The organism is Streptomyces sp. PSU-S4-23 (assembly GCF_055632315.1).
Genome location: NZ_JBVMUU010000002.1, coordinates 6,820,740 through 6,835,025, shown reverse-complemented (window position 1 = coordinate 6,835,025; position 14,286 = coordinate 6,820,740). Strand labels below are relative to the sequence as shown.

General features: G+C 73.2%; 15 protein-coding genes. 9 read left to right on the top strand and 6 right to left on the bottom strand.

The window, feature by feature from the left end:
• Positions 1-35: 35 nt before the first annotated feature.
• Complete coding sequence (locus ACZ79I_RS31030) at positions 36-506, bottom strand: hypothetical protein (RefSeq protein ID WP_471501626.1); 471 nt, start codon at positions 504-506, stop codon at positions 36-38.
• Positions 507-1,200: 694 nt separating this feature from the next.
• Here ACZ79I_RS31030 and ACZ79I_RS31025 point away from each other — a divergent pair.
• The 3 genes from ACZ79I_RS31025 (at position 1,201) to ACZ79I_RS31015 (ending at position 3,236) form a co-directional block, all read left to right on the top strand.
• Positions 1,201-2,076: a helix-turn-helix domain-containing protein gene (locus ACZ79I_RS31025; RefSeq protein ID WP_471501624.1), complete on the top strand. Its 876-nt coding sequence runs from the start codon at positions 1,201-1,203 to the stop codon at positions 2,074-2,076.
• A 2-nt stretch (positions 2,077-2,078) separates the two neighbouring features.
• The gene (locus ACZ79I_RS31020; protein WP_471501622.1) at positions 2,079-2,315 is read left to right on the top strand and encodes a DUF397 domain-containing protein; all 237 of its coding nucleotides are present in this window, start codon (positions 2,079-2,081) and stop codon (positions 2,313-2,315) included.
• Positions 2,316-2,420: 105 nt separating this feature from the next.
• Positions 2,421-3,236 carry an SAM-dependent methyltransferase gene (locus ACZ79I_RS31015; RefSeq protein ID WP_471501620.1) on the top strand — a complete coding sequence of 272 codons (816 nt, stop codon included), beginning with the start codon at positions 2,421-2,423 and terminating at the stop codon, positions 3,234-3,236.
• Positions 3,237-3,282: 46 nt separating this feature from the next.
• Here ACZ79I_RS31015 and ACZ79I_RS31010 read toward each other — a convergent pair whose 3' ends face one another.
• Entirely contained in the window at positions 3,283-4,779 is a 1,497-nt protein-coding gene (locus ACZ79I_RS31010; protein WP_471501618.1) for an aromatic amino acid ammonia-lyase, read from the bottom strand.
• A 10-nt stretch (positions 4,780-4,789) separates the two neighbouring features.
• Positions 4,790-5,752: an ABC transporter substrate-binding protein gene (locus ACZ79I_RS31005; protein WP_471501616.1), complete on the bottom strand. Its 963-nt coding sequence runs from the start codon at positions 5,750-5,752 to the stop codon at positions 4,790-4,792.
• 419 nt (positions 5,753-6,171) lie between these two features.
• On the opposite strand from ACZ79I_RS31005, the gene ACZ79I_RS31000 reads away from it, so the two are divergent.
• The 4 genes from ACZ79I_RS31000 to ACZ79I_RS30985 are packed head-to-tail and all read left to right on the top strand — an operon-like array spanning position 6,172 to position 10,638.
• Positions 6,172-9,093 carry a sensor histidine kinase gene (locus ACZ79I_RS31000; RefSeq protein WP_471501614.1) on the top strand — a complete coding sequence of 974 codons (2,922 nt, stop codon included), beginning with the start codon at positions 6,172-6,174 and terminating at the stop codon, positions 9,091-9,093.
• Positions 9,090-9,566: a roadblock/LC7 domain-containing protein gene (locus ACZ79I_RS30995; protein ID WP_359394351.1), complete on the top strand. Its 477-nt coding sequence runs from the start codon at positions 9,090-9,092 to the stop codon at positions 9,564-9,566. The genes ACZ79I_RS31000 and ACZ79I_RS30995 overlap by 4 nt, the downstream gene beginning before the upstream one ends.
• A 36-nt stretch (positions 9,567-9,602) precedes the next feature.
• Positions 9,603-10,052, top strand: coding sequence for a DUF742 domain-containing protein (locus tag ACZ79I_RS30990; protein ID WP_471501611.1), 450 nt, complete (start codon positions 9,603-9,605; stop codon positions 10,050-10,052).
• A complete protein-coding gene (locus tag ACZ79I_RS30985) occupies positions 10,039-10,638 on the top strand; it encodes a GTP-binding protein (protein WP_471501609.1) in 600 nt (199 codons plus the stop codon). The genes ACZ79I_RS30990 and ACZ79I_RS30985 overlap by 14 nt, the downstream gene beginning before the upstream one ends.
• 69 nt (positions 10,639-10,707) lie before the next feature.
• On the opposite strand, the gene ACZ79I_RS30980 is transcribed toward ACZ79I_RS30985, so the two are convergent.
• Genes ACZ79I_RS30980 through ACZ79I_RS30970 form a run of 3 tightly spaced genes read right to left on the bottom strand, consistent with a single transcriptional unit; the run spans position 10,708 to position 13,213 of the window.
• Positions 10,708-11,376 carry an ABC transporter permease gene (locus tag ACZ79I_RS30980; protein WP_471501607.1) on the bottom strand — a complete coding sequence of 223 codons (669 nt, stop codon included), beginning with the start codon at positions 11,374-11,376 and terminating at the stop codon, positions 10,708-10,710.
• The gene (locus ACZ79I_RS30975) at positions 11,373-12,086 is read right to left on the bottom strand and encodes an ABC transporter permease (RefSeq protein ID WP_471501605.1); all 714 of its coding nucleotides are present in this window, start codon (positions 12,084-12,086) and stop codon (positions 11,373-11,375) included. The genes ACZ79I_RS30980 and ACZ79I_RS30975 overlap by 4 nt, the downstream gene beginning before the upstream one ends.
• A complete protein-coding gene (locus ACZ79I_RS30970) occupies positions 12,083-13,213 on the bottom strand; it encodes an ABC transporter ATP-binding protein (RefSeq protein ID WP_471501603.1) in 1,131 nt (376 codons plus the stop codon). Before ACZ79I_RS30970 ends, ACZ79I_RS30975 begins: the two co-directional genes overlap by 4 nt.
• Before the next feature lie 270 nt (positions 13,214-13,483).
• Between ACZ79I_RS30970 and ACZ79I_RS30965 the strand changes: the two genes are divergently transcribed.
• Together ACZ79I_RS30965 and ACZ79I_RS30960 are read left to right on the top strand one after the other, a co-directional pair.
• Positions 13,484-13,714, top strand: a complete 231-nt coding sequence (locus ACZ79I_RS30965; protein WP_471501601.1) for a hypothetical protein — start codon at positions 13,484-13,486, stop codon at positions 13,712-13,714.
• 233 nt (positions 13,715-13,947) lie between these two features.
• Positions 13,948-14,217 carry a hypothetical protein gene (locus ACZ79I_RS30960; protein ID WP_471501599.1) on the top strand — a complete coding sequence of 90 codons (270 nt, stop codon included), beginning with the start codon at positions 13,948-13,950 and terminating at the stop codon, positions 14,215-14,217.
• The last annotated feature ends 69 nt before the right edge of the window (positions 14,218-14,286 follow it).

The following is a 14,286-nucleotide window of genomic DNA, read 5'->3' as shown; positions in this document are numbered from 1 at the left end:
CGGGACTGCACGGGCGCCCGAGGCCCGGAACAGCCTCAGGCGCCCACACCCGGCGACCAGTGGGGGTCGATACCGGCCAGTCGGCAGGCCAGGAAGTACAGCGGGATCGGCGGAGTGTACGGAGAGTCACCGTCCGGGCGATGGATCAGCACCGGACGGCCGGGGCGCGGACCGCTCCAGGAGGGGTCGGCCGGGCGGACGCCGACGGCCGGGATCACCGGCCGTCCCACGCGGGCGTCGACGGCGTAGCTCGTCGACGGCGGCCAGGTGACGCCGATCTGCGAGCCCGAGGGGACGATCCACCACCAGCGCAGGTCGTCCGCGAAGACGCACCCGACACGGGGCAGGCAGTTCATGATCCGTTCGCCGTGGTCCCCGGGGATGCCCACGGCGTCGTACCCCAGGGTGGCGGTCAGCTCCCCGGGAAGGACGAGACGGCCGGCCGTCGCGACGGCCGGAGCCGGGGCCGGGTGCGACCGGGGTTCGAAGACGTGCAGTCGTTCCATGGAGTGGCTGTCCTTCGGCCGGGTGGGGGGCGGGCCTGAGGTACGGGGCGGGCGGCGGGCCGGTCGCGACCGCCTCGCCGGGTTCCGGTACGAGTCCGGCCCGGATGACGCGCCCGGCCCCCTGCGGGGCGTCCCGGACCCCTCGGCCGCCGCCGAGCGCGCACACCGGTGGCGGTCGGCGGCCGCCCTGCCGGTCGGGCCCGGGGCCGAGCGGAACGGGCGCGGTGGCGCCCCGGTTCTCGTCCGCCAGGACAGCGTTGTCAGAGGTCTCCCGTCCGGTGCCCCGCCGCCGGAGCAGGGCGCGCACGTTCCTGCGGGCGGCGCCCACCGCGGCGTGGACGGCCGGGAGGCGCAAGACGTCGGATCTGCGGGAGGGCGTGCCCCCGGACAGGCGGTCCACGGGCTGGGGGAGGGAGGGCGGAGCCATCAGCCGTTCGCCTTTCGTCTGCCTGGGCACCCTGGCCGGTACCCCGCCGCCGGACGCCCCAGCGCGCCGAACCGCAGCCCTGTCTCCCCCAACTGGGCTGCTCAGCAGCCCAGTTCCCCGGCTACCGACGGTATGACCACTGTGACACCCGCCAACAACGCTCCGCAACCAGCAAGTTGAAAATTGCAATTCGCCGGGTGCATGCTGCTCCAGGCGCCGGGTGATCGTGACACACTGCGACCGTGCAGCCCGGGTGAGGGGGTAGGCGTGACCGCGGAGACCGACTGGGGCGGCGCCCCCACCGTGCTGCGCATGATCCTCGGCCGGCAGCTGGAGGAGCTGCGGACGCGTGCCGGGCTGACCTACGAACAGGCCGCCGAGACGATCGGTGTGAGCCACTCCACGATCCGCCGCATGGAGTCCGCCAAGGTGGCCCGGCTGCGCCTCACGGACGCCGAGAAGCTCCTGCAGACCTACGGCGTCACGGACCAGCAGGAGATCGACACGTTCCTGAAGTCGGTCCGCGAGGCCAACAAGCGTGGCTGGTGGCACACCTACCGCGACGTGCTGCCGGACTGGTTCGCCGCGTATCTGAGCCTGGAACAGGCGGCGCTTCAGATCCGCGCCTACGAGGCCGAGTTCGTGCCCGGGCTGCTGCAGACGGAGGACTACGCGCGCGCCCTGCTGGGCGCCGGCAATCCGCACGCCCCGGCCGAGGCGACCGAGCGGCGGGTCGCACTGCGCATGCGGCGCCAGGAACTGCTGTCGCGGCCCTCGCCGCCGCGCGTGTGGGTCGTGATGGACGAGACGGTGCTGCGCTGGCCGGTCGGCGGCTCCCGGGTGATGCGCGCCCAGATCGACCATCTGATCGCGGTGAACGCGCTGCCCCATGTCACCTTGCAGATCATGCCGTTCCGCAACGGCCCGCACCCGGCGATGCGCGCGGGCGCGTTCCACCTCTTCCGGTTCAGGGTCCCCGAACTGCCGGACATCGTGTACCTGAGCGGCCTCGTGGGCGCCGTCTACCTCGACAAGACGGACGACGTCGTGGTCTACCGCGAGGCCCTGGACCGGCTGGGCGCCCAGTCGGCGCCCGCGACGAAGACCGAGGCCGTCCTCGGCGCGATCCGCAAGGAGTTGTGAGAGTGCCCCACACGATACGCAGCTGTGTGCCGTCCCATGCGCTCGGCAGCCGTGGCTGGTCCAAACCCTGGAGTGACGACGCGGGCGGGGCCTGCGTGGAGGCGAAGAGACTGGCCGACGGCAGTGTGGCGCTGCGGCAGTCCGCGGACCCCGACGGCCCGGCGCTGGTCATGACGCCGAAGGAGATGGCGGGATTCCTGGCGGGTGTGAAGGCGGGCGAGGCCGACTTCCTTCTCTGACACCCTGTTATGCGTTCCGGCGCACCGTCCCCGTGCGCCGCCCCGTCGACCGCTCGTGCTCCCCACCCACCCCCACCGACGAGACCCCTGGAAGAGGAGGCGGCGTTGCCCGACAACGGATGGCCGGCCGACCGCATCGACACCGAGAGCGCGCACTCCGCGCGCATTTACGACTACATCCTGGGTGGAAAGGACTACTACCCGGCCGACAAGGAGGCCGGGGACGCCATGTCCCGGGAATGGCCCGCCCTCCCCGTGCACATGCGCGCCAACCGCGACTGGATGAACCGGGCGGTGCGCTGGCTCGCCGAGGAGGCCGGGATGCGCCAGTTCCTGGACATCGGCACCGGCATCCCCACCTCCCCCAACCTGCACGAGATCGCCCAGTCGGTGGCGCCCGAGTCCCGGGTCGTGTACGTGGACAACGACCCGATCGTGCTCACCCTCTCCCAGGGGCTGCTGGCCAGCTCCCCCGAGGGGAAGACCTCGTACATCGAGGCCGACTTCCGCGATCCGGACGCCATCCTCAGCGCCCCGGAGTTCCGCGAGACCCTGGACCTCAGCCGGCCGGTGGCCCTGACGGTCATCGCCATCGTCCACTTCATCCTGGACGAGGACGACGCCGTCGGCATCGTGCGCCGGCTGCTCGAACCGCTGCCGTCCGGCAGCTATCTGGCGATGTCCATCGGTACCGCGGAGTTCGCGCCGGAGGAGGTCGGGCGCGTCGCCCGCGAGTACGCGGCACGCAACATGCCGATGCGGTTGCGGACCATCGACGAGGCCCACGAGTTCTTCGCGGGGCTGGAGCTGGTGGAGCCCGGCGTGGTCCAGGTGCACAAGTGGCACCCGGACGGCGCCGGGGAGCAGGGCATCCGTGACGAGGACATCGCCATGTACGGGGCGGTCGCCCGTAAACCCTGAGGCTCGCGTCACGGCCCCGCATCCGGTCCGGCCGGGTGCGGGGCCGCTACAACCGCGCCAGCGCGGGCAGCAGTTCGGACGCCGCCGCCACGTCCGCGGTCAGCGGGCGGTCCTCGGTGCCCGCCGGGAGCGCCGCGGCGGCCACCGTGAACGCGGGGACGGGCGGCGGGGCGGGCCGCAGCCGCAACGCCCGTACGGCCACGACCAGTTCGCATGCCAGGACGGTGCGGTAGGCGTCCGTCGCGCGCAGGGTCTGGCGGACCGCCTGGGAGGCGAAGCTCGCCGTCTCCTCCAGGCCCTGCGAGAGGACCGCGTGACCGGCCGACGCGGGTGCCGCGCACGCGCGCAGTTCGGCGAGCGCGGAGTTGGCGGTGTACTCCAGGATCATCGTGCCCGAGCTGCTCGCGGGACCCGAGGCGAGATAGGCGGGCAGCCCGGTGAGGTCGGGCCTGCCGAGCGCGGCCAGCCGGGCGGCGGACAGCTGCGCGGTCCCCAGGAGGGCCAGGCACAGCCCGTCCAGGGCGAGTCCGAGCGGCGCCGCGAAGAAGCCGCCGTGATGGTGGGCCGTGCCGTCCGCGCCGATCAGCGGGTTCTCGGAGGGGCAGTTGACCTCCACCCGGACGATCCGCCGCAGTGCGCCGGCGGCCTCCAGGGCGGGCCCGTGCGCCTGCGGGAAGGCCCGGAAGCCGTACGGGTCCTGGATCCGCCCCCGCGCCGGGGCCGGCCGGTCGGGCGCACCGAGCAGCCGCCGTACCTCCGCGGCGGCGCGGGCCGCCCCCGGGTACGGGCGCAGGGCGTGCACGGGCGCCGCGTACGCCTCCAGGGAGCCGGACACCGCGGCCAGCGACAGGGCCGCCACCGCGTGCGTGGCGTGCAGCAGTACCGTCAGGTCGTGGCAGGCCAGGGCGGACTGCCCGAGCGTGAGGGCGTTGCTGCTGAGCAGCGCCAGCGCGTCGCCGGGCCGCGGGGTCACGGGTCCGGGCAGGCCGCCCGCCGTGTCGCCGAGCCAGGGGCGTTCACCGATCAGGGTCAGCCCGGTCTGGGCCAGTGCGGTCAGATCGCCGGTGCCCACACTCCCGTACTCGTTGACGGCGGGACGGACTCCGAGCCGCAGCGCCTCGGTGAGCGCGATGACGAAGGCGGGCTGGATGCCGGAGCCGCCCGCCAGCAGCTGGTTCGCGCGCACGGTGAGCATCGCCCGCACCTCGCGGGCCGGGAGCAGGGCGCCGGCGCCGCCCGCGTGGCTGCGCAGCAGCCGCAGGCCGTGCCCGGCCTCGTCGTCCGCCGCGACCGCCACCGAGCGATGGGCGCCTACGCCGGTGCCGCGGCCGTACAGCCGGCCCGTGCCGGCCAGCCGCTGTGCCGTGCGCCAGGCACGCCGGGCCCGCCCCAGTGCCTTCGGGGGGACGACGGGCACCGCCGCGCCGTCGGCGAGGCGGACCACCCCCTCGACGTCGAGGCCGCAGCCGTCCAGGACGACGCGGGCGCCGTCGGCCCCGGCGGACGGGGGCACCCGCGTCGGTCCGTCCGCGGCGGTGTCCACGGCGCGGACGTCAGGCCAGGCCAGCCGACTTCAGCCACGCCTTGGCGACATCCAGCGGGTCCTTGTTCTCCAGCTGCACCTGGGCGTCCAGGTCCAGCAGCGTCACCGTGTCGAGCTTGGCCGAGACCGCGTTGAGGGCGTCGACGCCCTTCTGGGGCAGGTTCGACTTGTAGACCAGCGGCTGCACGTTCTCGAACCCGAAGAGGTTCTGCGGGTCTTGCAGGACGACGAACTTCTCCTTGGAGATGGTCGGGTCCGTGGTGAAGATGTCCGCCGCCTGCACGGTGTTCTTCTTCAGCGCCGCCTGGGTCAGCGGACCGCCCGCGTCGAGCGCCTTGAAGGACTTGAACTCCACGCCGTACACGGACTTCAGGCCCACCAGCCCCTGCTGCCGGGTCTGGAACTCCGGCGAGCCGCCGATCACCAGGTCCTTGGCCACGTCCTTGAGGTCCGCGATGCTGGACTTGTCGGTGAGGTTGTACTTCTTGGCGGTGGCCGCGTTGACGGTGACGGAGTCCTTGTCCTGTGCGGGCGCCGCTTCGAGCAGCGTCAGCTTGGCGTCGAGCTTGGCGTCGATGGCGGCCGTCGTCGCGGCCACCGTCTTCGGCGTGGCCTTCGGGTCGAGGTAGGCCAGCAGGGCGCCGTTGTACTCGGGCAGCACGGTGATGGAGCCGTTCTTCAGCAGCCCGTACGTGGTCTCGCGGCTGCCGATGTTGGGCTTGTAGGCGACCTTGAGGCCCTTGGCCTTGAGCGCCTCTCCGTAGATGTCGGCGATCAGGATGCTCTCGGCGAAGTTGTTGGAGCCGACGACGACGGTGCTGCCGCCCGCCTTGTCACCCGAGAGGGGGTCGTCGGACTTGGTGTCGGAGGACGAGGAACACCCGGCGAGCAGCGTCGCGCCGACGGCGAGCGCGACGGCGGCCGCCACGGGGAGTCTCCTGCTGGACGTGCTGGTGTTCGCGGTAGAAGTCACGGTTCCCGTTCCGGGCTCAGAGGGTCTGTCAGGACGTGGCAGAGCGTGCGGGGGTGCGGGCGCCGCACATCCACTGATCCAATACAGCTCGTTCCGCATCGGTCAAGAGCCTTCGGGGCCCCGATCGGCCTCGGCACGCGCCTGGTTGCCAGGTTTCGCTTGTGGAGAAAACACGAACGGACCGAGGCGGAACCACACGCTCTTTGTAATGGATTCTTGACGTAGGGCGACCGGATTCGGCGCCTGAAGAGGCGGTAGTCTCCGGGGAGTTGGCGACGGGCTGCGGGCCGACAACGGCGTTCCGGGCCGTCCGGCACCGTTCTGCGCCGGCCTCGGCCGGTTCTTCCTGCCGGCTCCGGTCACTTCACGACGGTCACGCGGTTTCTTCGCACGCCCGAGACGCCTTCGAAGGAGGCTTGGTGTCCACGAACGAGGTGGACGCGCCGGCCCGCCCGGCGCCGTCGCCGCCCGGTGGTGGCCGACGCGGCTTCGCCGACCGATGGCCGTTCCGGCGCAAGCTCAACGTCCTCGTCGGTGTGCCGCTGGCCGTGGTCGCCGTGCTGCTCACCTACCTGATCGTCGACCTGGTGCGGCAGTCGGACCGCGCGGAGTCGGCGGCCCGGCTCGTCCGCGACAGCGAGCAGGTGGCGGTCCTCGTCGACCATGTGGAGCGCGAGCACCAGCAGGCCGTCCTGCTCTCCGTGCGGTACGAGGCCGGGGGCGGCGCCAGGCCCTCCCTGGCCGCCTACCGCAGGGCACAGGCCGCAGTGAACTCCCAGGTCCAGAAGGTACGCGGCGCCTTCGGCGACCGGCTGCCCGCCACCGAGGCGCAGGCGCTCAAGGAGGTCGAGGGCCTCAGCAGCCTGCGCGAGACCGTCGCCCAGGGCTATCTGCCCGCCGACAACATCGACCCCGCCTACATGAACGCCGCCAAGGGCCTGATCGACGGCCTCGCTCTGGACCGCAACGCGGACCTCGCGGCCACCTTCACCGGCAACCTGCTCGACTCCCTGCTGCGCGCCGACGCCGCGCACGCCGCCTTCGAGACCGGCGTGTTCTCGGCGACGACCGGCGACACCAACGCGCTCATCGAGTTCACGGGCGCGGTCGGCTCCTACGAGCTGTACACCTACCAGGCCGACCGGTTCGGGCGCTTCGCCACCGAGCAGCAGACGGACCGGCTCTCCGGCATCGAGCACACCCCGGCCCAGCGGTCCATCGCCGAGGCGTACGCGGAGCTCCAGGTCGACCCCAGCGGGCTGCAGGCGGACGGCCGGGACGAGATCCGCCGGACGTTCGCGGACGCGCTGGGCGACTACCCCTCCTATCCGCAGCAGGCCGAGAGCCGGCTGGAGATCGTCGCCTCGCTCATCGGGCAGATCGCCGACCGCGCCGACCGCGCCTCCTCCGACGCCCAGTGGCGGGCCGGGCTGCTGCTGAGCCTCGCACTGGTCGGCTTCGGCGTCTGGATCGCCTTCTCCGTGGCGGTGCGCCGCTCGGTGGTCCGCCCGGTGCAGGCCCTCACCGGCGCCGCCCAGCAGGTCGCGGAGGCAGCCGGCCGCGAACTCGCCCGCGTGGCCGACGACGACGCCGAGGACGACGCCTCGCCGCGGCTGCGGGACGTGCCCGTCACGGCGCACGACGAGATCGGCGAACTCGCCCGGGCGTTCAACCATGTGCAGACCACCGCGGCCGCGCTGCTGGAGCGTCAGGTGCTCAGCCGCCGCAACGTCGCCGAGATGTTCGGCAACGTCGGGCGACGGGTCAGCAACCTGACCACCCGTCAGCTCGCCCTCATCGACGCGGTGGAGCGCGGCGAGACCGAGCCCGCGGTCCTCGAACGGCTCTACTCGATCGACCACATCGCCGTACGCCTGCGGCGCAACGCGGACAGCCTGATGCTGCTCGCCGGTATCCGCGAGACGGTCCTCGACGGCGGTCCCACCGCCCTCACCAACGTGGTGCGCGCCGCGCTCGGCCAGATCGAGGGCTTCCAGCGGGTACGGCTGCACGCCGAGACCGAGGTCGTGGTGGAGCCCGACATCGTCGGCGACCTGACGCTGATGATCGCCGAACTGCTGGAGAACGCCGTCGCGTTCTCGCCCGCCGGCAGCCCCGTCGAGGTGACGGTGCGCGTGGGCGGCGAGGGAGCGCTGATCGAGGTCGCCGACCACGGCCTGGGGATGAGCGCCGAGCGGCTCGCCGAGGAGAACGCCCGGCTGATCCGCCGCGAACGCCTGGATCTCGTCCCCACGAAGGTGCTCGGCCTGTTCGTGGTCGGCACGCTGGCCCGCCGCTGGGAGGTCGGGGTCGTACTGTCCCGCACGCCCGGCGGCGGTGTGACGGCGACCGTGGAGATCCCGTCGACGCTGCTGCTGACGATGAGCCCCCTGACCGCACCGGCGGCGGAACCGGAACCCGCCGCGGCCGCCGCCGTCACGGCGGCACCGGCCGCCCAGGCACTGCCCGGACCCGTCACGGCACCCGCCGGCACGCCGGATCCGGCCCCCCGGCCCCGGTCCGGGACCGAGATGACGCCCGCCGGCACGAGGCCGGCCACCCGGACGGCACGTGAGCCCGAGGCGAAGCCCGGAACCCAGACGAAGCCCGGAACCGGGCCGGAACCCGGAACCCAGACGAAGCCCGGACCCCAGACGAAGCCCGGAACCCAGACGGAGCCCGGAACCGGGCCGGAACCCGGAACCCGGACGGAGCCCGGACCCCAGACGAAGCCCGGAGCCCAGACGAAGCCCGGAACCGGGCCGGAACCCGGAACCCAGGCCAAGCCCGGGACCGGGCCGGAGTCCGCCGTCGCCCCGTCCGGGCCCGTGCCGTCGTGGGCGGTCACCGCGGAGGAACCGTCGGCCGCCGAGCGGCCCGGTGCCCTGCCCCGCCGGGTCCCCCGCCGCGAGACGGACCCGGCGGGGGCCACCGCGCAGGCCCCCGGCGGCGGCACGGACTCCCCCGGCGCCCTCGACGGTGCGGCGTCGCACGACCGCGCCGGGGCCGCCCCGCTCGTCCCCCGCCCCCGGACCGAGGCGGACGCACCGGCGCCCGGCGCCGCCCCGCGGCCGGTGCCGGCCCCCGGCCCGGCCGAAGACACCACCGGCGCACCCCGCCCCCTGCGCCGCCGCGTCCGGGGTGCGACGCTGCGCAGCACCGCCGATGCCGCCCGCCAGACGGCGCGACCCGCTCCCCGGCCGGCCGACGCGGACGCGGTCCGCTCCGCCCTCGAGGAGTTCGAGGCCGCGGTGGAGCGCGCGCACCGCGACAGCGCCGGCCAGACCGCCCCGCGCGACCGACGCGACCAGAACCACCTCACGGAAGGAGCGGAGCAGTGAGTACGTCGACAGGTGACACTCCGGCAGGCGGCACCACGCCGGCCGACCTGCAGGCCGCCGCAGCCGACTTCACCTGGCTGCTCAACCGTTTCGCAACCGAGACCGCGGGCGTCGTCGACGCCATCGCCGTCTCCTCCGACGGACTGCTCATCGCCGTCTCCGAACTGCGCGAGCACGCCGACTCGGAGCGGCTCGCCGCCATCGTCTCCGGCATCACCAGCCTGGCCGCCGGCGCCTCGGGCAACTACGGCCTCGGCGGCCTCAACAAGGTCATCATCGATCTGGAGGGCGGGCACGTGCTGGTCTCCGCGATCGGCAGCGGCGCCGTGCTCGGCGTGGTCACCGACAAGGAGGCCAAACTGGGCAACATCGCCTACGAGATGACCCTGTTCGCCAACCGGGCCGGTGCGGCGCTCAGCCCCCAGCTCGTGCTGGAGCTGAAGAACAGCGTCGGCGCCGCGTCGACGGGGTGACCGGTCCCCACCCGGTCGAGGAAGGAAGTACCACCCATGGCGGACGGCCGCACTCCGCGAAGTGCCGGCGAAGACGGCTTCTCGCCCCCGGGCCCGCCGGACCCGGTCGGTCCCGCTCCCGCCGTACGGCCGTTCCTGGTCACCGCCGGCCGGGTGGCGCCCACCGCGTCCGGCCGGCCGGTTCCCGTCGAGACCCAGGTGGTGGCCACCGCCCTGGGTCTCCAGACCCTCGAACGGCTCTCGTTCGAGCAGCACGACATCGTCGCCGCCTGCCGGCAGCCGCAGTCCATCGCGGAGATCGCGGCACGGTTGCGGCTGCATCTCAACGTGGTCCGCGTCCTCGCCGAGGACCTGCGCGCCGCGGGGCAGCTGACGGTGCACGTGCCGCACACCGACGTCACGCACGACGCATCCGTCCTGCGCAGGGTTATCGATGGCCTCCGCGCCATCCCCGACTCCCGGGGGGTACTCCGTGACACCAACTGAAGCCGCCGCCCTCGGCACGGCGGCGCAGGCCGCCGAACGGCCGCCGCTGCCGGTCAAGATGGTGATCGCGGGCGGCTTCGGCGTGGGCAAGACCACCGCCGTCGGCTCGATCTCGGAGATCGAGCCACTGACCACCGAGGCGGCCATCACCGAGGTCGCGGCGGGCGTGGACGACCTCACGCACACCCCGCGCAAGACCACGACGACGGTCGCGATGGACTTCGGCTGCATCACCATCGACCCCACCCTGAAGCTGTATCTGTTCGGCACGCCCGGCCAGGAACGGTTCGGCTTCATGTGGGACGACATCGTGGAGGGCGCCGTCGGCGGACTCGTCATCGTCGACACGCGCCGCCTCGACGACTGCTACGCGGCGGTGGACTACTTCGAGCACCGGCAGATCCCGTTCGCGGTCGCCCTCAACGCCTTCGACGGCACGGTGGAGTACGACGTGGACCAGGTCCGCTGGGCGCTGGACGTCTCCGAGCACATCCCGGTGGTCGTCTTCGACGCCCGGGAGCGCGGTTCGGTCCGCGACGCGCTGCTGGTCGTCCTGGAGCTGGCGCTGGCGCGCACGGAGGGATGACGCGCGGGGGCCGGCGTCCGGCCCCCCGCTCCGTCCCCCGCTCCGTCCCCCGCCCGGTCCCCCGCTCCGTCAGGCGCTCCGGCGCACCCCCGGGGACACGACCGCCCGCGTCACCGCCCAGAACACCGCGAGCGTCACCAGCGCCAGCACGGCCACCAGGGTCGCCCCGCCCACGACCTTCTCGTAGTTCCTCTGGTAGAGGCCGTCGACGATGTACCGTCCGAGGCCGCCGAGACTGACGTAGGCGGCGATGGTGGCCGTCGAGACGATCTGGATGGCCGCCGAGAGCAGACCGCTCATGATCAGCGGCAGCGCCACCGGCACCTCCACCTGGAAGAGGATCCTCGGTTCCGTCATCCCCATGCCCCGCGCGGCGTCCACAGGGGCCGGGTCGAGGGAGCGCACCGCCTCGTACGTGGTCACCAGGATCGGCGGGACGGCCAGGACGACCAGCGGGATCATCACCGGCAGCAGCCCCAGCCCGAGCAGCACGAACATCAGCACGAGCAGACCGAAGCTGGGCAGCGCCCGGGCGGCGGTGGCGATGAGGGCGAGGGCGTTGCCGCCGCGCCCGGTGTGACCGGTGAGCAGACCGACCGGCAGCCCGAGGGCGGCGGCGATGCCGAGCGCCTCCAGCGAGTACTGGACGTGTTCGAGCAGACGGTGCGGGATGCCGTCGTAGCCGTGCCAGTGGGCGCCGTCGCTGAAGAACGCGTGGCCGAAGTGCAGTACGTTCACCGGACGGTGTCCTCCAGGGTGGGGGCGGCCGGCTCGGGCCGTCCGGTCGCCGGCCTCGGTCCGCCGCCCGCGCCGCGCGGCATCCAGGGCGTCAGCAGGAGCCGTACGAGCACCAGCGCGGCGTCCACGAGCATCGCCAGGACGGCCGTGGTCACCACGGAGTTCACCGCCAGCACGGGCCGGTGGTAGAACATCGCGTCGGCGAGCAGATTGCCGAGCGCGCCCTGGTTGCCGATGAGGGCGCCGACGCTGACGAGGCTGATGCTGGACACGGTGGCCACCCGCAGGCCCGCGACGATGGCGGGCACGGCGATCGGCAACTGCACCTGGAGATAGCGGCGTACGGGTCCGAAGCCCATGGCGGTGGCCGCGGCCAGCGTCTCCTGCGGCACCGAGCGCACGCCCTCCACGATCGCCGGGACGAGCACCACCAGGCTGTAGACGGCCAGCGGGATCATCACGGTGAGCTCGCTCTGGCCGGTGTAGTCGATGAGGACGACGAAGAACGCCAGCGAGGGGATGGCGTACAGAACCGTCGTCACCCCCAGCACGGGCACGTACAGCCAGCGAAAGCGCACGCACAGCTGGGCGAGCGGCAGGGCCGCGGCCAGACCGGCCAGGACCGGCAGCAGGGCCTCCCGCAGATGCAGCCCGATCAGACCGAGCCAGCTGTGCTGAAGGTCGCTCGGGATGTCGAAGAACCCGCTCATCCGGCGACCTTCTGGTCCGGGATGCCCGCGGTGTGGGCGCTGCGGATCGCCTCGCCGATGGTCTGCTGGGAGACGACGCCGACCACGCGGCCGGTGCCGTCCACGGCCACGGACCAGCCGGTGGGCGACAGCACGGAGCCGTCGAGCGCGGCGCGCAGCGAGTCCTCGCCGTACTCGAACGGCCGCCCGTACGGCAGCAGCCGCTCCGCCTCGACGCTCCCGGCGACCAGGTTCCCGGGCTCGCTCCAGCCGAGCGGCCTGCCGTCGAGGTCGATGACGAGCAGATACGGCACCCCGGGCGTGGAGCGGGAGGCGATCTGCTCGGCGGTGGAGTCGACGGCGACGATCGGCGTCGTCTCCAGCCGGAGGCTCTGCGAGGTGAAGAACGACAGCCGGCGGATGCCGCGGTCCGCGCCGAGGAAGTCCTCCACGAACGCGTCGGCCGGCGACGACAACAGCTCGGCGGGCGGCGCGAACTGGGCGAGCCTGCCGCCCGTGCGCATCACGGCGACCTTGGTGCCGAGCCGGATCGCCTCGTCGATGTCATGGGTGACGAAGACGATGGTCTTGCCCAACTCGCTCTGGATCCGCAGCAGTTCTTCCTGCAGACCCTTGCGCACGACCGGGTCGACGGCGGAGAAGGGCTCGTCCATCAGCAGCACGGGCGGGTCCGCGGCGAGCGCGCGCGCCACGCCGACGCGCTGCTGCTGTCCGCCGGAGAGCTGGTACGGGTACCGCTTGGCGAGCGACGCGTCGAGCCCCACGCGCTCCATCAGCTCCCGGGCGCGTGCGCGGGCCCGGTCCTTGCTCCAGCCGAGCAGCCGGGGCACGGTCGCAATGTTGTCGACGATGGTGCGGTGCTGGAAGAGCCCGGCGTTCTGGATCACGTACCCCATGGACCGCCGCAGGGAGTTCACGGGCTGCCGGCTGATGTCGACGCCATCCAGGGTGATGGTGCCCTCGCTCGGCTCGACCATCCGGTTGATCATGCGGAGGGTCGTCGTCTTGCCGCAGCCCGAGGGGCCGACCAGGACGGTGATCGAGCGGTCCGGAATCTCCAGCGACAGCCGGTCGACCGCCACCGTGCCGTCCGGGTACCGCTTGGTGACTGAATCTATCCGTATCAAAGCGCCGAATACCCTTCGGGTGTGGCAAGAGGCGGCCTGATCCCGGCCGTTGTCGCGCGGGCCGTTGCCGGGAAAGTCTAGACGCCGTGCGGAACGGCACCGCGGCCGTACGATGCACGAGAACCCGAAAGGGTTGTACGCCGGCCCCGGGTCCTGGCTGTGTCGATCGACACTTCCGCGACCCGTGATGCTCCCGGTACGCCGTCCGCTTGTTCAACCGTGGGCGGGGCCGGGCGACGTGCCCCGAGACGGCGACGAAGGGCGGGGCGCATGGACACCGTGCACGACCGCGTTCCGCGCGCGGACGGGACACGTCCGCCACGTCCCCGCGCCGCTGCCCTCGTCGCCCGCGTCACCGCCCTCGACCGGCTCACGCCCGGCCACTCGCGGTGGTGGACCCGCAGGGTCCTCGACCGCTGCCAGGCGGGCGGCCCCGAGGAGTCCCTGCACGCCTTCCGCCTGACGCCGCACGGACGGGCCCGGCGGACGGCGGTGGTCTGAGCGGCGGTGGTGGTCTGAGCGGCGGCGCCGGCTCGGCCGTCGCCACCCCGACCGGCCGCCCCCACCGGCGGCCCCGTGAGCGCGCGCTGCGCCGCCCGGCGACGGGGGCGCCCGGTCGTGCCGCCTCGGTGTGACAGAAGAGCGCCGCCGCACGCTGGGGCAGTCGACATGAGAAGAACTCCGCCAGAAACGACGACATACCGAACTACCGGTGGGCAAGGATGGATACGGGCATGGGGAACAGACCAAGCCGGGGCAGAACGTTCGGCCCCCGGCTCGCGTACCCCCGCGGCCATGTGCGCGGGGCCGGCGGCGAGGTCCAGGGCGCCGCGGCACCCCTGCTCACCCGCGCGCTGACCGAGAACGCCCTCACCCCGGAGTCCGAACGGCGGGCGACGGCCGCGTTCCGCGCCGCCCGTGACGCCGGAGTGCACAAGGGTGCGCACACCCGGCGGCGCGACGACTGGCGACCACACGCGCGGGGCAGGGTGCGGTGCCGGTGAGGGCCGCCGCACGGGAGTGCGGCGGCCACCGGTGGCCGGGGCGGACCTGCGGCCGCGGCCGCAGGCGCA

Coding starts and splice junctions, on each gene's coding strand:
- ACZ79I_RS31030 (WP_471501626.1), bottom strand. CDS start 506: ATGGAACGACTGCACGTCTTCGAACCCCGGTCGCACCCGGCCCCGGCT.
- ACZ79I_RS30990 (WP_471501611.1), top strand. CDS start 9,603: ATGGCGGACGGCCGCACTCCGCGAAGTGCCGGCGAAGACGGCTTCTCG.
- ACZ79I_RS30975 (WP_471501605.1), bottom strand. CDS start 12,086: ATGAGCGGGTTCTTCGACATCCCGAGCGACCTTCAGCACAGCTGGCTC.
- ACZ79I_RS30965 (WP_471501601.1), top strand. CDS start 13,484: ATGGACACCGTGCACGACCGCGTTCCGCGCGCGGACGGGACACGTCCG.
- ACZ79I_RS30960 (WP_471501599.1), top strand. CDS start 13,948: ATGGGGAACAGACCAAGCCGGGGCAGAACGTTCGGCCCCCGGCTCGCG.